Below are 21,025 nucleotides of genomic sequence, written 5' to 3' on the forward strand. Positions count from 1 at the left end.
TTGCGATTTAAATCAAGAGTTACATGCGCCCTATCGCTCGCTTATTGTTCCCCGAAATCATGGGTTACGATACGCAAACTTTTGGGTTCTCGATTCAGTATCAAGCGAACAAAGATACGTCTTTACGCCTGCATACTGATGCGTCTTCTGTCACGCTCAACATTAACGTAAATATGCCAGATGAAGAGTTTTCAGGCTCAGAACTTAACTTTTATGACCCTGCTACGGGTAAGATGAACGAAACGACATTCACGCCCGGTGTCGCTATGATTCATCGAGGAAACGTTGCCCATGCGGCGCTGCCGATAACAAGTGGTGAACGTTCGAACTTGGTATTGTGGTTGTATGGCGACCGTGGACAAATACCACACCACAACTCGGTACTAGAGCCGATAGATGCGCATCAACGCTGGACAATACCAACAGTGGTACATGACAATTTTGCTCCGTTCTAGGCAATTGAGAGAATAAATACAAAACGCGCCACCATGTTTCATGGTAGGCGCGTTTTAGTTTTCACCTTCAATTGACTCGTCAATTTATATCGCGAGTTATGCGGGTTTCGTTCTCAATCGAGTCAGTATGTCCATCTGTTTTAGATTCGCCATGCCAACGTAAGCCACTGGCACTAAGAACAATGAAAAGAAAGTTCCGGCTGTCAAACCGCCGACTAATACCAAACCAATATTGATTCGACCTAAGGAACCCGGGCCATCCGCCAATGCCAATGGCAATGAACCGAGGATCATCGTCAGTGAGGTCATCAAGATTGGACGCAGCCTTGAACGTGCACTGCTGATCGCCGCTTCTTTGGCACTCGCGCCAGATTTGCGTTTCTCGTTGGCAAACTCCACCAGCAAAATACCGTGTTTGGTCACGAGACCAACCAGTGTCAGCAATCCTATCTTCGAATAGATGTTGAGGCTTTGACCAAATACCGAAAGCGTCAGTATCGCGCCCACAATACACAGTGGAACGGTCAGCAAGATGATCATCGGGTCGACAAAGCTTTCAAATTGCGCCGCCAAGATCAAGAAGATAAAAATCAATGCCAATACGAACAACACTTGTGCACCCGCGGTTGAATCAACCAAATCTTTAACTATGCCATTGAACTCGTAGCTCTGAGCAGGTTTCAACAGGCTTGGTACCGTGTCATCAATGTATGCCTTCACGTCGCTCGCCGTATATCCGGGCATCAAATCCGCGGTGATTTCAGCGCTGTCTTTACCCATGAACGTCTTGAAGTTAGATTCCGATGTCACTTGTTTGATTGATACAAACTGAGACAAAGGAAGCCTTTGACCCGACTGTGAATCCACATACAACTTATCAAGCACCTTGAAATCACCAAGATCACTTCGGTTTACTTGAACTTGAATTGGGTATGTATAACCGTCGTCCGCTTGCAAATCTGCGGCTTTAACAGAACCAAGGAACGTCGATAACGCATTGGTTACGTTACCGTAATCAACACCAGACAATACAATCGCATTGCGATCAATCGACAAGTCGTAACGTAATTGGTCACGTAACATTGAGTTCTTAATGTTGGTCACGCCCTCGTAATCTTCAAGCGCCTTAACGACTTCGCTCGCAGTTTCAGACAGCACAGTGGTATCACGGTTAACCGTGGTCAGTTCGAGGATCATGTTGGTAGCGATGTTCAAGTTATCTGCTGAGCGAACCTTGAAAGACATGCCGTAAGCAGAGACTGAACTTTGTGCTTTAGCGATAAACTCGTTTACCAATTCATCCGCTGACTGGTCACGTTCGCCCCATGGTTTCAATAGAACGTGATTGGTCGGTGTGCCTTCGATGTAAGACAAGTTAGCTTCTACTGAGCTATCACCTTTGAACACACTGTTAAGTTGCTCATTGTTATCTAGATGATACTGACGACCAACACCTGTTGGTGGCGTAGGCGTCACCTCAACAAAACCGGTATCTTCTGTTGGAAGCAACACTTGAGGCATTTTCCAAACCGCTAAGGCAGATAAAGCAATTAGCACTAAAGCAATACCACTCATCAGAGCCTTACGATCAAACCATTTGCCTAACTCTTTGGTGTATAAATCCGATAACACATTCAGTTTCGCATCAACTTTTTGATACCACTTCGCCGGGGTTGATACTGGCTTCATTAAGTAAGCACTCATCATTGGTGAGAGCGTTAACGCCACAAATCCAGAAATGATCACCGCAGCTGCAAGCGTGAACGCGAACTGCCTGAATAGATCGGCGGTTAAGCCAGCCATCAAGCCAATTGGTAAGTAAACAACCGCCAAAGTCAGCGTCATCGCAATCACTGGGAAGACGATCTCTCGACACCCTTTAATTGCAGCATTGAACGGCGTTTCACCCTCTTCAATATGACGGTAACAGTTTTCAGCCACAACAATCGCATCATCAACCACCAAACCAATGGCGAGAATGATAGCGAGAATCGTCAGTACGTTGATGCTAAACCCAAGTAAATGCATGACGACAAATACGCCTATCACACACACCGGGATGGTGATTATCGGAATTGAAGCAACTCGAAAAGAACCAAGGAACAGAACCACAACTGCTGAAACCAGAACAATCGCTTCAACTAAAGTCATGAAGCCTTCATCAATTGCGGTTTTAATGAAATCCGCTTGGTTGTAGACCATCTTCATCTCAATGCCTTCTGGCAACTGAGGCTGAATCAGATCAATTTGTTTCTTAACTTTATTCGCAACTGTAACTGGGTTTTCACTTTTTAGCGGCAACACCTGAATCGACATCGCTAGGTTGTCGTCTACGCGAAGAATACTCGGTGTAAGGTTCTCTTCACCCATTTTGACTTCAGCGATATCCCCGATGCGAATGATCTTGCCGTCATCAACACGAACCACCAAATCTCGCACATCATCAACGCTGGTTACTTGGTTTACTGGGTTGATGGAGAAATCTCGCACCTGCCCCTTGATGGTACCTGCGGTAAACGTTGCGTTGTATGAGCTTAATGTTCCAACCACGTCTGATGCACTCATATTGAGCGCCATCATGCGATCCGGTTGTAGCCAAACACGCACCGCCTTCTCGCTGCCACCATACGGTCCCCAAATACCACCCACACCTTGGATGTGCTTGAATTGAGGCACAACTTGTTGGCTAATGTAGTCGTACATGTCTTGCTTAGACATCTTGCCAGTATTCACAAACGTGATGATGTTACTCGGCATACTGGTGTCAGAAGAGTCATCCGTTACCGTTGGCTTATCCGTCATGCTCGGCGGGAAATCACCAATCGCTTCGACGCTGCTGCGCAGGTTGTTCATCAAGCTAGTGTATTCGACGTCATTGATGTCATCTTCAAAGATGATTTTTAGATTACACGTGCCTTCCTGACAGTCCGTCGTCATGGTTTTCACGCTGTCGAGGCCCGTTGCAGCAGTAATGAGCTTATCTGCCACATTGCGCGACATGAACTCAGCACTAGCGCCATTGATCGCAGCCGTTACCGTTGCTGACGGTGTTTTATGTTCTGGAAAGTATTGGATTGAGAGCTTTTGAAACGACAAAAGCCCAAGCAAAACAATGGTAATGCTCAGAACAGACGCAAACACTGGGTGCTTGATACAAATCTCAGGAAGCTTCATTCAGATTCTCCTTCGTTTCAGCTTCCTTGCTTAGTGTTTCCTTGCTGTGAGTTTCGCTCGATGAATCCTCAACAGTCGCGCTAGCCTCTGCTTGCTTGCTGTTTTCGTTGATCGCTTCGTCTACACCTTTCGATGCTTCCGTCCAATCAACCGAAGGTTCAATTGGATGTGCTTCGTCCACCTGTGTTACGGTCTTTTCTACTTTAGGCTCAGCGGTCTGTTGAGTGTTCTCTTTGCTTGTCGGTTCCGTTATTAGCTCAACAGTTTTCTGCTCAGCATTTGGGTTCATGACCTTAACTAACGACGCTTTCTTAAGGTTCTGTTGTCCCGTCACAACGACGTTATCGCCAAGCTTCAAGCCTTTCTCTACAACAACATAACCATCGTTAGTATTCACGCCTAATTCGACAACGCGTTGCTCGATTTTTTCACCATTCACGACCCAAACAAAACGCTCTGCATCTTTTGCTTGAACGGCGTTTTGAGAAACCACCATCTGGGTTGAGTCTTCGCTGGTCATCTGACTTACTTTGGCAAACATACCCGGAACTAAGCGATGTTCTGGGTTAGTCACGTGAGCGTGAACTTCTACACGGCCTGAGCTCTCGTCAACCGCTGGCGCAATGTAATCCACCACGCCAGAAAACGCTTCGTCAACAAATGCATCAACTTGGATGGAAACATTCTGCCCAAGCTTTGCGTTTCCTAAATCCGACTGGCCAATGGAATACTGAACTTCAACAGGATCGAGTTTGATTAAGCTCACCAACGCGGTTGCGCTATCAATCTTACTGCCCACTGAGTGGGTGAAGTTAGTTAACTGCCCATCAAATGGCGCGACCAATAAATAGTCATTCATCAGCGCTTCTTTCTGACGGAAATCAGCGGCGGCTAGATTCGCCTGTTCTCCCAGTTCTTCCACATCTTGTTGAGACATAGAGTCAGGCTGTTTCTTTAGTAATTCTTGTACTCGCTTTAATTTCGACTTTGCTAACGCTAGAGAGCTTCTTGCTTTGTCTAAATCGGCTTTCGCTTTGGTATTGTCCAGTTGAGCGATCAGTTCACCTTTTTTAACTGAATCTCCATCTTTGAAACGGATGTTTAGAATTTTGTCGGAGGCACTAAATGTCAATGCAGCAGAGTCCGTTGCCCTGATTTTGCCAACCTCGTTGATTGAAGAAGTGAATGCTTGTTTGTGAGCTTTTTCGATAGTCACAGGAATCAAGTTTGAGTCTTGGGCAAACGATGGAGAGATATGTAAGGCGAACAGTGCCAAACAGATTGTTTTACTAAGCTTTGTAAATTTCATTTTTAATAACCATAACCGTTGAATTCGTCTGAATTAAAACGTTTTTCTAAGCAGCTATTTCTTACTTAATGAGCTTCCAGCTATTTAAATAATGCTAAAACAGCTAATAATGAGAAAAGGGCTCAACTCACTGTCGAGCCCTGCAATTTTTATATGATTCCTAAATTTTTACGTTCTGAACTCCAAAGTAAAAGTTAAAAACGATGCTGATACTGTACACCTAGGAGTAAGGCATCAGCAGTCACGTCAGCAGTAACATTAGTTCTTGATAAACCATCTAGACTTTCATCTACGTGTTGAGATTCACCAACAATGAAACCAACTCCAAGATCTACAGAACTTGTTGTTGTCAGGTGGTAAGTCCCTCCAACTGTAAACCAATGACGGTTAACATCAGGGATAGATAACGATGTGAGTTCGTCAGTCGGGGAAATGTCGTACATGTAACCCGCTCGTAGAACCATGTCTTTCGACATGGTGTACGTACCACCGACAGAAATATGCCCTGCGTCTTTCCATTGATACTCTTTAATTGAGTCGTCATAAGAGTCAGATGTTAGCGAGTCGAATTCGGACCAGTTCACCCACTGCAGGCTGTAGTGAAAAGCCCACTGTTCGTTGAGCTGGTGCCAACCGGAAAACTCAAGAGTGTCTGGTAACGGAACACTCATTTTTTCTGCCGTACCAGAACCCAACATCCAGATATCCCCCTCAACTTCGATATCCGGGCTGTAACGATAGGAAATACCAAATCTGTTACTCTCATTAACTTGATAGGTAGCACCAATATTGGCGCCCAAACCAAATCCATCAGCATCAACACTGAGTAAATCTTTACGCGCAATCTCTCCTTCTCCATAAATAACATCTAGTCCAGCGCCCAAATTGATTTTTTCAGACAACTCGTAAGCCACAGCAAAACCAACATTGATACTGGAAAGCGCCGTTTTGCCTCCAAACTCATCCGCTTCGAACGACTCATCAAACTCAACGTCAGTACCGAAATTGGAATGGACTGTTGCGCCCAAGGTAAATTTCGAATCTTGAATTGGGTGAACATAGTGGATGTTCGGAACCAAAGTTCCGGCAGTGAGTTCTTGATCACTCAAAGGGGTAGTATTACCAGTATCCGGTGTATAACTGATGTTCGAAACATCAATACCACTATCGATATAGATAGCGCCGACAGAAAGTGTAGGTTGCTCAATGTAAGCCATCGCAGCACTGTTCTTAGCAACAATCGCAGCGCTATCTGCCATCACAGCATCACCAGCGAATGCACGACCTAACCCTGTTGCAGACTGCGCGTTAAGTTGAAAGCCAGCCGCATTAGTTAGGCAAGGAACAAGAGCAGCGGCAGTGCCCAATAAAAGTTTATTCTTCATCTTGAGGCACCTCTGTTTCGATATGATCTTCGTTATTAATGACGACTACTGCACCGTCACTCATTACCATAGAAGCAACAGCAATTTGTTGAGTGCCCACAGCTTCAAGTACATCAGACATGTTTTCACCTGGCATACCCGGCAGTCCATCTTCATCAACAGGGCCTTCGTACGGGAACAAATACGTACCATGCCCGCCGGTAGTTGTTCTCACGGCTCCGCGCTTTTCATCAATATGTTCTGATGTACCTGTAATTGGGTCTAAGCCAAGCGCAGTAATCAGTGGTTCAGTACCAGTACGAATGTTATCTGGCGCGGTGTTTGGAATTACGCTATCCGGGACATAGTCAACGCCAACGTCACAAGTCTCCCCGCAATCTCCAACGGCAGCCAACAAAAGAGTGGGTTGCTCAGCCGCAACTTGTCTCGAGATAAAGCTAGCAGGGTCAGCACTATCAATTGTGGCTTGGACCCCTTGTTTAAGGTCTGTCACAACTAAATCGAAGATGTCATTCTCTAACTGACTAACAAGCAGCGCGTTATCAGATGAAAGTTCGACAAACTCTCTAAGTGCTTCAATACATTGTTTATTCGTTGCTTCTGTTGTGCATGTATCTGGTATCACCGTTTCAGCAATGCCACGCTGAACATCAGGAGACTTCTTAACACCTTCAGACATTTCAGGGCCTAAGGTTTGAGAAGACAGAACCAGGTTAGTTAGCCCCTGTCCCGGAACAACAAAGTTAACCGTGTTAAATTCAAAATTGGTATTGGTATCCGAGTGAAAATCAGGGCTTGCTTGACTAAACTCACTCACCATTACCGACATAATTCCACCCAGCGATTGTCCAATTAAATGAACGTTATCGTTATCAACCCAACCTTCTTGGCTCAACGCATAGCGTAGACCCAAAAAATCTGAAACAGACTGCTGGAGGTTAGAACGAAGTGCTAAAGGTGAATCGATGTTAATGAAAAACGCTTTGTCTTCTCTAGCGCTGATTTCCACGTGTTGCGGACTTGAGTCGTGACGAACTCTATCACCGTGATACGGCATGTCGATCGCAACGACGGCATAACCTTTTTTCGTATATTCCGCAGCCATCAAAGAAGCAGTACTACGCTCTGCTGTAACACCGTGAATAAAAATAGCGACAGGTAACTCTATAAAACTATTCCAGTTGAACTCTTTTGGTACGTATATATCTGCCGTAAGCTTAAGATCTTCCGTTTTTAGAGGCATAGCATTCTCTGCAGTAGGAAATCCCCCCGAAGTGTTTGTAATCCATTCATAAAGTGGCGGGCAATTTTCTTTCGGATCAAACTCATCAACGATACATTCCGCCTCCCTCTCTTTTGTAAAAGGTAAGTAAGACGGAATTTTGAGCACTTTTGTGTATAGGTTGTACCCGCGTTTTTCCTCTTTAAGTGCAGGAAGGGCACTAGAGAAAGAACTTCCATACAATAAATGGCTTCTTCTCATCGCATCCAGAGGGGAATAAGCGCTCTGAGTTTTAAATTGAGCAGCATATACAGGAATACCTTTATCTGGATATAACGCATAATATGAATCAATAGCGCTCAATACTTGCTCTTGAAGAACTTCTTCTTTTTCGTTATTTAATGGAACGTCTGAATAAATCAACTCATCAAAGCTGGCATCTGCTTTTAAAGGCTCATTAAATTCAGTTTTTACCCCATCCGTTACTACAATCGAATAAGTACGACTCTCAGCTAAGCCTGATTCACATTGAATTTTAATATTGGAACCATCCGCGGATATTTGAGTGATAACTTCTTCGCCTGTTAGGTCATCAATTAATGCAATATTCCCGGCTAAGGTTTCGTTATTGAGTGGATAACGTTTGTCCGAATTAACACTTTGTAAAGGAATTAAAATCGGTTCTGCACAAAGCCCCCAACCGTCTAGGGCTGCGTATGAATTGTTGTAGTCCTGATAATAAGCATCATTGGTCGATGACATTGCGGCGACGTCTTCACCGACACCGGATATTGTTCCATCGCCGTCATACCCATACCCATCGTTTGGTTTTGGTAGTTCATTAATGTTGTAGGGAACCAATACCGAAACGGCCTCTTGAGTCGAGTCTTCAGACTGACAGCCGAGTAAGGCAAGCGTAATCAGTCCACATATATATGGCTTATTGAAATTTTTCAAAACAGCTCCTTCGTAGCTTTCGCATTTAACTGGTGTGGTCATGCGATTTATCGTTATTTGAGTTGCCGATTGAGTCGGAGGTAAGCTCGACTTTTTATTCGTAGAGAGCAAGGCAACACAGAGTTGGAATGACACGTTGATAAAACTACGTAAAAAATTTGAGCAATTAACCCACACCCACTAAATCAGCGTCACCCGTTAATGATCCAATAGCTACTAACGGCAAGCACCTGAAACCGCATTAAACAACCTAAAAAAGGTATATAAGGAAACCTAATTAGGTTAATAATCAACATAAATTCAGATACTTAAATATCAAAGACGATGAAATCAGTAAGTTTATGTTTGTTGTAAGATTTGTTATATTTAGGTTAGAACGCTTATAACAATGAGAACCCAGATGTCTGCTGAATTTATTATCAATGATGATATACAGGTCAATTTAGAAGAGAGTGAAATCCATCACTTTAAGACGGGCCGTACCTACCCAATAGGCTCTAATGAATCAGAGCTACTTAAGTTTTTTATCTCGAGACCTAATGAGGTGATCACTCGCCAAGTTCTTATTGAACAGGTGTGGGTGTCTAAAGGTATATATGTTGAAGATGGCAGCCTAATGCAGACCATCTCGATTTGCCGAAAAGCGTTAGAAGATAAGAGTGGGATGATCATCGTCACTGAGCGCGGCAAAGGCTACCGATTTGCAGGACAAGTGACACAAGACAAAGAACGCACGCTGCGTAAAATTCAATCGCAACCAAAGCAAGAAACGACACAACCTGAAAGTAACACAGCGCCTGAAAGCTCAACAACCGAGACAACGGCCGCTACGAAAAAAACAAACAGTCTATTAGCATTGGTTGCATTATTTGTAGTGGCTGCGGGTTTATCCCATTATTTGTTTTCTTATTTAGATAGAAATAGCCTAGGCGAAGATCTCGTGGGTCAGCATTTTATCTCATGTAAAATCGAATCCGATGAATTCACATTTAATGAGTTATTCAACGTAACGCTTTATGAATATAAGGGACGAAAAATCATCATCGATAATTCAGGGAAATCTCTGAGCTTTCCTGCCGGATTTAAAGGAGTGACTTGTGAATAATAAAACGAATACAGCAATTTTTGTGGTACTGCTTGGCGTATTAGTCGGCTGGGTTTCTACCTTTATTCCCAAGTCACATCTTGAAGGGCATTATTTAGCCAATACAGCGTCGATTATTAACCCGTCCAATAATATGATTCATAACCAGTCTGCTATTAACATCGAGTTTAAGAAGAATGACAGTTATGACTTATTGTACGTATCGACTAAGCAAGTCGGCTTTACGTCATCGGGATCTTACTCTGTCACTCAACACGACATCTCACTGGATGAGAACCAACACCAACAAATCATCCCGAATCGCGAGTTGTCGTTTTACGAAAAGGTGATGATAAGTGAAGGGTCTACCCTATCTTCTGACGCCATGCCTTACATTCCATTGAATAGAGAAGAGTTTTTACTCATTACTCGCTATGGGATGATTCATTTTTGTAAGAAGGTTATCTGTTCTGAGCTGCCAACGTATTCAAATGACACTCCTGACGTTGATATAAACTAAACTCGCTCGCTATTTTTAGACCTAATTATATTTTAGTACCAGCTTGTGTTTTAGCGCTTACTTATGGGAAGTAAGTAGGCGTTAAACATAAGTAATCTTTAAATGTAAGTAAGCTTAAAAGCTAAGATTCTCACCTCTTTACTCCGATAAATACCCACTTCGTTACACGTTTCCTTCCAAAGTACAAAAAACACTCACGATTTATAAAACAACACCTCCATATGCAACTAGAACAATCAAAGGTGATCCAAGTTATATTCTAACGAGCCACAAAATTTGTTTATTAACATCTAAACAACAGTAGTTAATCACGATTTACAACCACAATTAACATCGAAAAAAATGTTTGTCTTAGATCATATCAACCTCAACTATGCCTCGTGCCACAGTGCAGTTTTCTGTACATTCATTGTCATATTCTGAAACACTTTCTTATATTTTTTAAACTTTGTGGAGATTTCTATGTTAGAGCTCTTGATCGGATTAGTGATTACTATTGCTGTTGGTTACTTTATTGTAAAAGGCTATAAAGCGGCGGGTGTATTACTAACTGCTGGCCTTGCCCTACTTCTTATCACCGGCCTTATTGGTCACACAGTCTTACCAGCGAAAGTCGCTTCAACAGGTAACATGGTTACCGACTCACTAGAATTTGTTAAATACATGCTTCAGTACCGCGGGGGCGGCCTAGGCATGCAAATCATGCTTCTTTGTGGTTTTGCTTCTTACATGACGCACATTGGTGCTAACAACGTGGTAGTGAAGCAGTTCTCTAAACCACTTGCTGCGATCAAATCTCCCTATGTACTTCTTGTTGCGGCTTACATCGTAGCGTGTCTAATGTCTCTAGCAGTAAGTTCTGCAACGGGTCTTGGTGTGCTATTGATGGCAACCCTATTCCCAATGATGACGGCAATGGGTATTTCTCGCCCAGCGGCAGTTGCAGTTTGTGCATCACCTGCAGCCATCATTCTTTCACCAACCTCTGGTGATGTGGTTATCGCAGCAGAAAAATCAGGCATGTCTCTTGATGTGTTTGCTGTTCAAACGGTACTGCCTGTTTCTATCTGTGCGATCATCGTGATGGCAGGTGCGGCTTTCTTTTGGAACAAGTACCTAGATAAGAAAGAAAACACACCAATGGAAAAAGTAGACGTTTCTGAAATCGAAACAACGGCTCCGGCTTTCTACGCTGCACTCCCATTCCTACCTATCATCGGCGTTTTCCTATTCAATGGTCGTACGATTCCAGGGCTGTCACTTGATATCTACACTATTGTGGTAGGTTCTATCTTCGTGGGCGCAGTTATCGATTACGTTGTTAAGAAGTTTGACGGCGAGAAAACACTAGAAGATTTAGACTCTTGCTACCAAGGCATGGCTGACGCGTTCAAAGGCGTGGTAATGCTGTTGGTTGCGGCGGGCGTATTTGCTCAAGGTCTAATGTCTATCGGTGCGATTGATAACCTAATCGGTCTTGCTGAATCTGCAGGCGCTGGCGGTATCGCATTAATGCTTATTCTGACGGGTCTAACGGTGGCTGCTGCTATCGCGACAGGTTCTGGTAACGCGCCTTTCTATGCATTCGTAGAACTGGCTCCATCATTAGCGGCGAAAATGGGCTTGAACCCAGCGTTCCTAATCATCCCAATGCTTCAAGCATCGAACCTAGGCCGTACCATTTCACCAGTATCTGGTGTAATTGTTGCGACATCTGGTATGGGTAAAATCAGCCCATTTGAAGTAGTAAAACGTACGTCTGTACCCGTAATCTGTGGTCTTATTACGGTTATCTTCGGTACGCTTGTATTGGTTCCAATGGCGGCGTAAGCCTTAAGTTTCTAATCTCAAAGAACGAAGAACGAAGAACAAACGAACACCAATACGGATATAAAATGCGTAAACAAAAAGGCGCTGAACTTAATAAGTTCAGCGCCTTTTTTAATGTCACTTTCTCAACATCGTTCAAACTATCGAGATATGTATAAACGGTCAGGCTTGAAATAGTGTTATCTCAAAGGAACAAGCCTTACTTCATTTCACCATAACGTTCTAGATACAGAACCGTTGCAGCGGTACGAGAAGGCACTTGCAGTTTTTTCAGCAAGCTTTTCATATGTACCTTAACTGTCGATTCAGAAATAAACAGGTGATCAGCGATCTGCTTGTTACGGTAACCTTTCGCGACTTCTTGAAGGATTTGCATTTCGCGTTCAGTCAGCTGGTCGAAGATATCATTGCGGCTTCCAGCATCATTTAGGTAACGAGCAACCACATTGCTGTAAGCCTTGTCACCGCTATGTGCTTGCTTAAGCAGTTCGATTAACTCATCGGGTTCTGTGTCTTTCAACAAGTAGCCATCAGCGCCTGCTTTTACAATCGCTTCAATGTCTGCAGGGCTATCAGAAACCGTTAGAATAACGATGTTAGCGCTTGAGCCATCAGTGCGAAGTGCTTTCAGCGTATCAAGTCCAGACATGCCTTTCATATTAAGATCCAATAGGATCAAGTCAGGTTCTTCTTCATGGGCAAGAGCGACTGCTTCAGTACCGTTACTTGCTTCTGCAATCACTTCGAATTCATCTTCAAAGCTCAGTAATTGGCTTATACCTCTGCGCATCAATGGATGATCATCAACCAGCATTACTTTACAAATCGTCAACTTTAACTTCCTTCAAACTTTTATATTTCAATATGACTGTACAGCCTTCACCTTGAGCCGCTTCAATCGTTAAGTCGCCATTCAGTCTTGCCGCACGCTCCTGCATAATGCTCATCCCGTAGTGGTTCGTCTTGGAACTACTTGAGTCAAAGCCATCTCCATTATCTTTAATCACGACTAATACTTCACCTTCCTCATCGATACAGCATACATCTATCAAGTCGGCATTGGCGTGTTTTATTGCGTTTATTGTTGCTTCACGAATCAATTGAAGCAAGTGAACCTGACTGTGTGCATCAAGCTCTATGGATGAAAGATTATTGGTGAGGTTAATCTTTGCATCTGTTCTTTCACTGAGCTCTTCAAGCATGGTGCTTAAAGCATCTCCGAAGTTGCCCTCTTTTATCGTCAACCTAAAGGTTGTGAGCAACTCTCGTAGTTGAGTATAGGCATCCGCTAAACCGTTGCCGATTTCCGACGCTATCTGTTCAGATTGCTCTCGGTGTTGTTGCTCTGGCAATTTGCCAATCACGCGCTTCAACAACGTCACTTGGATTTTCAAATACGACAGTGATTGAGCCAATGAATCGTGAAGTTCACGGGCAATCGTTGCTCGCTCTTCCATTATAATAAGCTGTTCTGCTTTCTTCTGCGCGCGATTATAATAGATCGCTCGTGATAACAGTTGGATAAAGCTCTCAATCAGCGTCTTGGTTGAATGGCCGTGATGATAAGAACAATATAAATAGCCCAAGATAAGTTCGTTATCATCCAACTTCATTTCAAACTTTTCATAGTCTGAGTTCGAATCATACCCTTCGTCCATAATCAACGAACGACCCGAACTATCAGCAATCTCAAGCCTCAACGACTCTATTCCTTCTAGACTGACGAGGTGCTGAAGAATAGCTCGGAAGTTTTCTGGGGCGATACGCGTAACCGTAAGCTCTTGTGAGGAGTGATAAAGCGCCTGCAAAGATTGGTTGGCGTTTTGCAACTCGACCGTCTTAGCGTCGACAACCGACTCAAGGTTTCGATAGAGCACGCCCAAATCTTTGGCCATCGAGTTAAACGTCTTAGTCAGAATACCCAGTTCATTGTTGTTAGTGACTTTTAACTCCACCTCAAAGTCACTGTTTTTGATCCGCTGACTGGCTCCAACGAGCGCGTGGAGTGGCTTAACAACTTGTTTACGTACAAAGTGAACAACAAAAAGAGATATGACCAGAATTCCACCAAGGCCGATACCACCAGCCCACGCTAACTTTATTAACTTGTCTTCAGAGAACTCTTGCAACTTATAAACGAAGCCATCGATTTCAGCCACGAAGTTTTCAACCAACACGAGATAGTGATCGCGCTCTTCGCTATTCAAAACCTGTTTCAGCTCATGCCAACGGCCGATAATTAAATAGTAATCTTCTGTGATGTCTGTCGGAACATTCCAACTGACTAAATTGGTCATGGATGGCGAGTAAAGAGAACTTTCGAATTCACGAATATGAGATTCATAATCGACAGATTCTATTTGAATATCATGGGCTAAACGGTAGCTTTGCATTCGCATTGAACCGGCCACGTTAACCGCTTCCGCATCATTCAAACTTGAAGCCAAAGTAAAGATGGCAAAGCCAGTCGTAGCAACCGACAACAGCAGTATAGAGAGCAAAGATTTTGCTATCGTACTTGTTACAGATGAAACCGGTTTTATAAGCAAAAGTGCCTTCCTATTGATAAATGACTTGCCAGCGATATCGTATTGTCACACATCAAAAATCATAGCTCCATTCAATATGTGATCACTCGCTCCGTAATTTATTGATCTAAGACAATATATGCCCCCAATTAGCCCTTAGGGGGTATTTATACAATTGTTTCTAAAACTACACTACTTATGAGGACTCATTACAAGATATTAATAGAATAATGGCCTACAATTACAACATCTTAGCAACATCTATAGGTATCTAGTGGTAGATCTATCAAAACGCCGTCTTTTTTCGAGACGAAAAGTTGACTCAAGCCAGATTCGTTTGCCTTGGATTAACAGCCTAGAAAGCTTTACAGATGACTGTACTCGCTGCGGTAAATGCATCGAAAGTTGTGAGACTAAGATAATCATTGTAGGCGATGGTGGTTTTCCCACTGTCGATTTCTCTATTGATGAGTGTACGTTCTGCTATCAATGTGCAGATGTTTGTCCTGAACCCATTTTTAAGCCAAAGCAAGGAGAGCCTTGGCAAGCAAAAGCACATATCTCTGATAAGTGTTTAGCGCAACAAAATGTTGAATGCCGAAGCTGTGGTGACATGTGTGAACCTATGGCCATTCAATTTCAACTTAGAGCAGGCAGTGTTGCTCTACCAAAAATCAAGTTAGATGAGTGTAGCGGTTGTGGAGCCTGCGTAGCAGTTTGCCCTACTTCAGCTATTCTTGTGAGTAATGCATAAAACAAAAATAACGAGAGCAATTTATGGCACTAAATGAAGTGCATATATCAAGTTTAGTCGTGCATGTGAGCCCAGAGCATCTAGACGAGATCAAAGCACAAATCGAACAGTTCGATAATGCAGAGATTTACGGCAGTAGCCCTGAAGGCAAAATCATAGTGGTCCTAGAAACCGAAAACCAAGGTTTTGTAACGGATACCATCGAAGAAATTAATAATATTACGAACGTTTTAGGGACAGCTTTGGTTTATCACCAAATCGAAACTGGACTGGACGAAACGGATTTAGAAACTGGAAGCAACAATTCTCAACTTGAGGGTGAAGTATGAAAATGACAAGACGTGCGTTTGTGAAAGCAAACGCAGCTGCATCAGCGGCAGCCGTTGCAGGTGTAACTCTACCGGCAACAGCAACCAACCTGATTGCTAGCTCTGATCAAACAAAAATCACGTGGGATAAAGCGCCTTGTCGTTTTTGTGGTACGGGCTGTTCGGTACTAGTAGGTACTCAAAATGGTAAAGTGGTTGCGACTCAAGGCGACCCAGAAGCACCGGTAAACAAAGGCCTTAACTGTATCAAAGGCTACTTCCTTTCAAAAATCATGTACGGTAAAGACCGTCTTGAGACTCCTCTACTTCGTATGAAAGACGGTGAGTTCCATAAAGATGGTGATTTCGCACCCATATCTTGGGACAAAGCGTTCGACGTAATGGCTGAGAAATGGAAAGCATCTCTTAAGAAGAACGGTCCAACAGGTGTTGGTATGTTCGGTTCAGGCCAGTGGACAGTGATGGAAGGCTACGCAGCCGTTAAGATGATGAAAGCGGGTTTCCGTTCAAACAACATCGATCCAAACGCTCGTCACTGTATGGCTTCAGCGGTAGGCGCATTCATGCGTACTTTCGGTATCGATGAACCAATGGGTTGTTACGATGACTTTGAACATGCAGACGCATTCGTACTGTGGGGTTCAAACATGGCAGAAATGCACCCAGTACTATGGACTCGTATTACAGACCGTCGTCTAAGCCACCCACACGTTAAAGTAAACGTACTGTCTACTTACTACCACCGTTCTTTCGAGCTTGCAGACACGGGTTACATCTTCGAACCTCAATCAGATCTAGCAATTGCTAACTTCATTGCTAACTACATCATTCAAAACGATGCAGTTAACTGGGACTTCGTGAACAAACACACGAACTTCAAGCAAGCAACGACAGACATCGGTTACGGCCTTCGTGACGATGATCCACTACAGAAAGCAGCAGCAAACCCTAACTCAGGTGAAATGACTGCTATCTCTTTCGAAGACTACAAAGCGTCTGTTGCTGAATACACAGTTGAGAAAGCGTCTGAAATGTCAGGTGTATCTCAAGAAGACCTTATCAAGCTGGCTAAGCAATATGCCGATCCAAACATCAAAGTAATGTCACTTTGGACTATGGGTATGAACCAACATACTCGTGGCGTATGGATGAACAGCCTTGTGTATAACATCCACCTTCTGACAGGTAAGATTTCTACTCCAGGTAACAGCCCATTCTCACTAACTGGCCAACCATCTGCGTGTGGTACAGCTCGTGAAGTTGGTACGTTCTCTCACCGTCTACCGGCAGATATGGTTGTTGCTAACCCTAAACACCGTAAGATTGCAGAAGACATCTGGAAACTTCCAGAAGGCACTCTAAATGGCAAGCCAGGTGCTCACGCCGTTGTTCAAGACCGTATGCTTAAAGACGGTAAGATCAACGCTTACTGGGTAATGTGTAACAACAACATGCAAGCGGGTCCAAACATCAACACTGAACGTCTGCCAGGTTACCGTAACCCAGATAACTTCATTGTTGTTTCAGACCCATACCCTACCGCTACTGCACAAGCAGCAGACCTTATCCTTCCAACAGCAATGTGGATCGAAAAAGAAGGTGCTTACGGTAACGCAGAGCGTCGTACACAAGCATGGTACCAACAAGTGAAAACTGTAGGTGAAGCTAAATCTGACCTATGGCAAATCATGGAGTTCTCTAAGCGCTTCACTATTGAAGAAGTTTGGGGTGAAGAACTGGTTGCGAAAATGCCTGAGTACCGTGGCAAAACCATGTACGACGTGCTTTACAAAAACGGCAATGTTGATGCATTCCCACTGTCTGAAGCTCAAGAGCTTAACGACGATGCACAAGCTCAAGGTTTCTACGTTCAAAAAGGTCTATTCGAAGAATACGCAGCCTTTGGTCGCGGCCACGGTCACGATTTAGCACCATACGATCGCTACCACCAAGTTCGTGGTCTACGTTGGCCTGTTGTTGACGGTAAAGAAACACTATGGCGCTTTAAAGAAGGTTCAGATCCATACGCTAAGAAAGGTTCTGATTGGGACTTCTACGGCAAGCCAGATGGTAAAGCACTGATCATCAATGCACCATACGAAGCGCCACCTGAAGTACCAAACGATGAATACGATATGTGGCTATGTACAGGTCGTGTTCTTGAGCACTGGCACACAGGTACTATGACTCGTCGTGTACCAGAACTTTACAAAGCAGTACCGGATGCACTTTGTTACATCCACCCTGCGGATGCTAAAGCTCGTGGTCTTCGCCGTGGTGATGAAGTTCTTATCGAAAACAAACGTGGCGAAGTACGCGTTCGTGTTGAAACTCGTGGTCGTAACCGTCCACCACAAGGCTTGGTATTCGTACCATTCTTTGATGCAAGAATTCTGATCAACAAGTTGATCTTGGATGCAACGGATCCTCTGTCTAAACAGACGGATTACAAGAAGTGTCCAGTTAAGATCACTAAGGTCGCTTAAGGACAATATGTTCTTACCACTTAGCTCGTAGATCTGACGTATTTAATATTGCGACTACTTTTTTCGTTACTTTCTGAAAGAAGTAGTCCACTCAAAGAATTAGCCTTTAGGCGGAGAAATTAACCATGAAAAAACTGATTACTGCCCTACTATCAGCTGGTCTTTTGCTAGCTGGTGCAGTTCAAGCTGAAGCTGAGCTGGATAACCCAGGCGGCATTGGTGGCGTAGAATCTCTACGTGGTGCAAGTGAACTTGAAGCAACTCGCGCAGCAGATGACTTCAAAAAGTTCCCTCGTGACCAAGTACTTGAGAGTGACTACGTATACCAACCACCTCTAGTGCCTCATACTATTCGTAGCTATGAAGTTTCTCTTAACGCTAACAAGTGTCTTTCTTGCCACAGCTGGAAAAACGCGAAAGAAATGGGTGCTACTAAAGTGAGTGTAACTCACTACATGAACCGTGAAGATGCGGTACTTGCAGATGTATCACCTCGTCGTTACTTCTGTCTACAGTGTCACGTACCTCAAGCTAATGCTAAGGCACTAGTTGAGAACGAGTTCAAACCTGTAGATTCACTGCGTTAATCGTAGCCGGACTGTAAGAGAGGCTATATATGATAAAATTACTTAAAGCGTTTTGGAAAAGACTAGCGACCCCAAGTAAAGCAGCGGTAGGCGTTGTATTATTTTTGGGATTCTCTGGTGGTCTTCTGTTCTGGGGTGCATTCAACACGGGTATGGAGGCAACCAACACGGAAGAATTCTGTTCTGGCTGTCACGCACCTATCGTTGCTGAAATCCAAGAAACAATCCACTACTCTAACCGCTCTGGTGTTCGTGCTATCTGTTCAGACTGTCACGTACCTCATGAATGGACAGATAAGATTGTTCGTAAGGTTCAAGCATCTAAAGAACTGTATGCACACTTCATTGCGAAAACCATCAATACTGAAGAAAAGTTCAAAGCACGTCGTGCTCACCTAGCGGAACGCGAATGGGCTCGATTGAAAAAGAACGATTCACTTGAGTGTCGTAACTGTCACCAGTTCGATTACATGGATTTCTCTGAACAAAGCCCACGTAGTGCTAAACAGCACTCGACAGCACTGGCTTCTGGCGAAAAAACGTGTGTAGATTGCCACAAAGGTATCGCACATAAACTACCAGACATGCACGGCGTTGAAGGCTGGCAATAAGGAACTATTGAATGAGTACTTTAGAGAACGTAATTTGGCATATCCTAGGTTACAGCGCTATGCCAGTTATCATTCTTGGTGGCTTCGCAGGTGTTGCAGCCGTATCTCTTTGGATTTTATCTATGGGTAAAGACAAAGAAATCGATTAGAAATCGAAATTGCTTCAACTTATACCAGTTATTTTTGAGATAAGTTGACACTAAAAAGCCACTGAATTCAGTGGCTTTTTTATTGTCTATAACTTTTCCGTAAACAATCCCTTGCCAAAACATCCGCCGTTCCGGCGCTATCTTAACAACTCTACCCTCTCTAGTTGCTCTACTAGCTCTTCAGAACCACTTCCAGTTTGAGCAGTTCTCTCATTTCACCTCCAATTTACTTGGGGTTAGGTATATCTACAGATAAATACCTTGGAGTGAGACACCATGACCACAAATCATCCCCTAACCACGCTATTTCTATTGGGTAGTCTTACCTCGCTCACTGGCTGCGCTTCTTCATCGCCAGCACCACAAGCCAGTTTAGACAACACGATTGAGATTCCCGAACAATGGGGAAGCACTCAACGATACGTCAACACGACAATGTCGACACAATTGCTCTCGCTATTCAACAATCAAGCTCTCGACGAGTTGGTCAAAGAGGCTCTAAGCAATAACCACGACCTACATAAAACAGCGCTTCGATTACAACAAGCCGAACTATTAGCCAAGCAAAGCGACCAGTACCTTCAACCGACATTAAGTACAGGTTTCCAGGCTTCTAGACAAAAAACGAATCAGATTGAGAACAATCACAAACTGTCTCTGGATCTAAGCTGGGAGTTTGACGTTTGGGGACGCTTAGCCGATGCAGCAAGCGCTGCTAACGCGAAACAACAGGCAACGCAACTCGATTATGTTTACGCACAAAACTCACTTGCAGCTCGCGTAATAGAGGCTTGGCTTGATATCGCTTACCGAGCGCGAGTGATAAGAGTCGAGCAACACTGGTTACAAAGCCTTTCAAATACTGAAGACATTGTACTTGAGCAAGTGCTCGATGGGTTTAAAGAACAAGCAGACCTCGACACAGCACGAGCTGCAACATCTAGAGTGAGGGCAAGTTTGGCCGCCAAAGAACAAGATCAACTTATTGCAATCAGAGGCCTTAATACCTTGCGAGGAAAGAGCGACGCGCAGCTTAACCAAACCATTTTCACGATCCCAGAAGTCGAAGCTCCACCATTACGTCTCCCTGGAGAAATGATTGGTTCACGCCCTGACCTCCTTGCCGCTTACCAACAAGTCCTCGCTGCCGACAAAAGCGCAGCGATGGCTTACAAAGATCTGCTGCCTAAGTTCACGTTCTCAGCCTCAGTTTATCGTAGCGGTACATCACCAAGCCAGCTTATCGACAACCCTTCACTATGGAATCTTATCGGGGGGATCAGCGCACCTATTTTTGACCAATCATCCCTACAGACCCAAGCCAAAATCGCTCAACTTCAAGCAGAAGAAAGCTTTGTCGACTACCAAAAGAAACTATTGATTGCCATCAGTGAGGTAGGAAATGCACTAGACAAAGAGTTCTACCTCAAACAACAAGAACAGCATTATCGAGATGCTTTTACATTCTCCAAGGCTAGTATGAAAAACTATCAGAATCTCTATCAAGAAGGTGCCAGTGACGTGTTGGCACTACTTATCGCCCAACAATCTATCTACCAATCTAAAATTCAATTGCTTGATACTCAGCGTACTCGGCTCTCAAACAGAATTACCTTAGGGTTAGCATTAGGGATGGGGGTTTAAA

Annotated in this window: 16 protein-coding genes and 1 pseudogene; 11 read left to right on the forward strand and 6 right to left on the reverse strand. The window is 43.9% G+C overall.

The window, feature by feature from the left end; all coding sequences use genetic code 11:
* Positions 1–11: 11 nt before the first annotated feature.
* A pseudogene (locus tag AB4484_RS25805) lies at positions 12–455 on the forward strand (2OG-Fe(II) oxygenase); the annotation flags it as partial.
* A 96-nt stretch (positions 456–551) separates the two neighbouring features.
* On the opposite strand, the gene AB4484_RS25810 reads toward AB4484_RS25805, so the two are convergent.
* From AB4484_RS25810 to AB4484_RS25825, 4 genes are all read right to left on the reverse strand, one after another.
* Entirely contained in the window at positions 552–3,629 is a 3,078-nt protein-coding gene (locus AB4484_RS25810; RefSeq protein ID WP_372080956.1) for an efflux RND transporter permease subunit, read from the reverse strand.
* Complete coding sequence (locus tag AB4484_RS25815) at positions 3,616–4,938, reverse strand: efflux RND transporter periplasmic adaptor subunit (protein WP_372080957.1); 1,323 nt, start codon at positions 4,936–4,938, stop codon at positions 3,616–3,618. Before AB4484_RS25815 ends, AB4484_RS25810 begins: the two co-directional genes overlap by 14 nt.
* A gap of 194 nt (positions 4,939–5,132) precedes the next feature.
* Positions 5,133–6,323 carry an outer membrane protein transport protein gene (locus AB4484_RS25820; RefSeq protein WP_372080958.1) on the reverse strand — a complete coding sequence of 397 codons (1,191 nt, stop codon included), beginning with the start codon at positions 6,321–6,323 and terminating at the stop codon, positions 5,133–5,135.
* On the reverse strand, positions 6,313–8,544 hold the full coding sequence (locus tag AB4484_RS25825) for a lipase (RefSeq protein ID WP_372080959.1): 2,232 nt from the start codon (positions 8,542–8,544) through the stop codon (positions 6,313–6,315). The genes AB4484_RS25820 and AB4484_RS25825 overlap by 11 nt, the downstream gene beginning before the upstream one ends.
* A gap of 358 nt (positions 8,545–8,902) precedes the next feature.
* Here AB4484_RS25825 and AB4484_RS25830 point away from each other — a divergent pair, with 358 nt between their 5' ends.
* From AB4484_RS25830 to dcuC, 3 genes are all read left to right on the forward strand, one after another.
* Positions 8,903–9,607, forward strand: coding sequence for a winged helix-turn-helix domain-containing protein (locus AB4484_RS25830; protein ID WP_048613530.1), 705 nt, complete (start codon positions 8,903–8,905; stop codon positions 9,605–9,607).
* The gene (locus AB4484_RS25835; protein WP_050634228.1) at positions 9,600–10,106 is read left to right on the forward strand and encodes a hypothetical protein; all 507 of its coding nucleotides are present in this window, start codon (positions 9,600–9,602) and stop codon (positions 10,104–10,106) included. Before AB4484_RS25830 ends, AB4484_RS25835 begins: the two co-directional genes overlap by 8 nt.
* Positions 10,107–10,568: 462 nt before the next feature.
* Positions 10,569–11,936, forward strand: a complete 1,368-nt coding sequence (dcuC, locus tag AB4484_RS25840) for an anaerobic C4-dicarboxylate transporter DcuC (RefSeq protein ID WP_009845449.1) — start codon at positions 10,569–10,571, stop codon at positions 11,934–11,936.
* A gap of 199 nt (positions 11,937–12,135) precedes the next feature.
* On the opposite strand, the gene AB4484_RS25845 is transcribed toward dcuC, so the two are convergent.
* Together AB4484_RS25845 and narQ are read right to left on the reverse strand one after the other, a co-directional pair.
* The gene (locus tag AB4484_RS25845) at positions 12,136–12,768 is read right to left on the reverse strand and encodes a response regulator (protein WP_372080960.1); all 633 of its coding nucleotides are present in this window, start codon (positions 12,766–12,768) and stop codon (positions 12,136–12,138) included.
* Positions 12,755–14,485 (reverse strand): nitrate/nitrite two-component system sensor histidine kinase NarQ, encoded by a 1,731-nt coding sequence (gene narQ, locus AB4484_RS25850; RefSeq protein WP_372080961.1) that lies wholly within the window; start codon positions 14,483–14,485, stop codon positions 12,755–12,757. Before narQ ends, AB4484_RS25845 begins: the two co-directional genes overlap by 14 nt.
* Positions 14,486–14,738: 253 nt before the next feature.
* On the opposite strand from narQ, the gene napF reads away from it, so the two are divergent.
* From napF to AB4484_RS25885, 7 genes are all read left to right on the forward strand, one after another.
* Positions 14,739–15,218, forward strand: a complete 480-nt coding sequence (gene napF / locus AB4484_RS25855; RefSeq protein ID WP_048613537.1) for a ferredoxin-type protein NapF — start codon at positions 14,739–14,741, stop codon at positions 15,216–15,218.
* A gap of 23 nt (positions 15,219–15,241) precedes the next feature.
* On the forward strand, positions 15,242–15,547 hold the full coding sequence (locus tag AB4484_RS25860; protein WP_019824440.1) for a chaperone NapD: 306 nt from the start codon (positions 15,242–15,244) through the stop codon (positions 15,545–15,547).
* Positions 15,544–18,033 (forward strand): periplasmic nitrate reductase subunit alpha, encoded by a 2,490-nt coding sequence (napA, locus tag AB4484_RS25865; RefSeq protein ID WP_372080962.1) that lies wholly within the window; start codon positions 15,544–15,546, stop codon positions 18,031–18,033. The genes AB4484_RS25860 and napA overlap by 4 nt, the downstream gene beginning before the upstream one ends.
* Positions 18,034–18,158: 125 nt before the next feature.
* The gene (locus AB4484_RS25870; protein ID WP_048615339.1) at positions 18,159–18,620 is read left to right on the forward strand and encodes a nitrate reductase cytochrome c-type subunit; all 462 of its coding nucleotides are present in this window, start codon (positions 18,159–18,161) and stop codon (positions 18,618–18,620) included.
* Positions 18,621–18,649: 29 nt separating this feature from the next.
* The gene (locus AB4484_RS25875; RefSeq protein WP_009845456.1) at positions 18,650–19,231 is read left to right on the forward strand and encodes a NapC/NirT family cytochrome c; all 582 of its coding nucleotides are present in this window, start codon (positions 18,650–18,652) and stop codon (positions 19,229–19,231) included.
* An 11-nt stretch (positions 19,232–19,242) separates the two neighbouring features.
* Positions 19,243–19,380 carry a TIGR02808 family protein gene (locus AB4484_RS25880; protein WP_017097480.1) on the forward strand — a complete coding sequence of 46 codons (138 nt, stop codon included), beginning with the start codon at positions 19,243–19,245 and terminating at the stop codon, positions 19,378–19,380.
* A 435-nt stretch (positions 19,381–19,815) separates the two neighbouring features.
* Positions 19,816–21,024 carry a TolC family protein gene (locus AB4484_RS25885; RefSeq protein WP_372080968.1) on the forward strand — a complete coding sequence of 403 codons (1,209 nt, stop codon included), beginning with the start codon at positions 19,816–19,818 and terminating at the stop codon, positions 21,022–21,024.
* Position 21,025: the final 1 nt, after the last annotated feature.

Origin of the sequence: Vibrio sp. 10N.261.46.A3, assembly GCF_041472995.1 — a bacterium.
GTDB classification, from domain to species: Bacteria; Pseudomonadota; Gammaproteobacteria; order Enterobacterales; family Vibrionaceae; genus Vibrio; species Vibrio coralliirubri.

Bases quoted from the DNA above. Each gene is read 5' to 3' on its own strand.
- AB4484_RS25810 (WP_372080956.1), bottom strand. From the start codon at position 3,629: ATGAAGCTTCCTGAGATTTGTATCAAGCACCCAGTGTTTGCGTCTGTT.
- AB4484_RS25815 (WP_372080957.1), bottom strand. From the start codon at position 4,938: ATGAAATTTACAAAGCTTAGTAAAACAATCTGTTTGGCACTGTTCGCC.
- AB4484_RS25820 (WP_372080958.1), bottom strand. From the start codon at position 6,323: ATGAAGAATAAACTTTTATTGGGCACTGCCGCTGCTCTTGTTCCTTGC.
- AB4484_RS25825 (WP_372080959.1), bottom strand. From the start codon at position 8,544: ATGACCACACCAGTTAAATGCGAAAGCTACGAAGGAGCTGTTTTGAAA.
- AB4484_RS25830 (WP_048613530.1), top strand. From the start codon at position 8,903: ATGTCTGCTGAATTTATTATCAATGATGATATACAGGTCAATTTAGAA.
- dcuC (WP_009845449.1), top strand. From the start codon at position 10,569: ATGTTAGAGCTCTTGATCGGATTAGTGATTACTATTGCTGTTGGTTAC.
- AB4484_RS25860 (WP_019824440.1), top strand. From the start codon at position 15,242: ATGGCACTAAATGAAGTGCATATATCAAGTTTAGTCGTGCATGTGAGC.
- napA (WP_372080962.1), top strand. From the start codon at position 15,544: ATGAAAATGACAAGACGTGCGTTTGTGAAAGCAAACGCAGCTGCATCA.
- AB4484_RS25870 (WP_048615339.1), top strand. From the start codon at position 18,159: ATGAAAAAACTGATTACTGCCCTACTATCAGCTGGTCTTTTGCTAGCT.
- AB4484_RS25875 (WP_009845456.1), top strand. From the start codon at position 18,650: ATGATAAAATTACTTAAAGCGTTTTGGAAAAGACTAGCGACCCCAAGT.
- AB4484_RS25880 (WP_017097480.1), top strand. From the start codon at position 19,243: ATGAGTACTTTAGAGAACGTAATTTGGCATATCCTAGGTTACAGCGCT.
- AB4484_RS25885 (WP_372080968.1), top strand. From the start codon at position 19,816: ATGTCGACACAATTGCTCTCGCTATTCAACAATCAAGCTCTCGACGAG.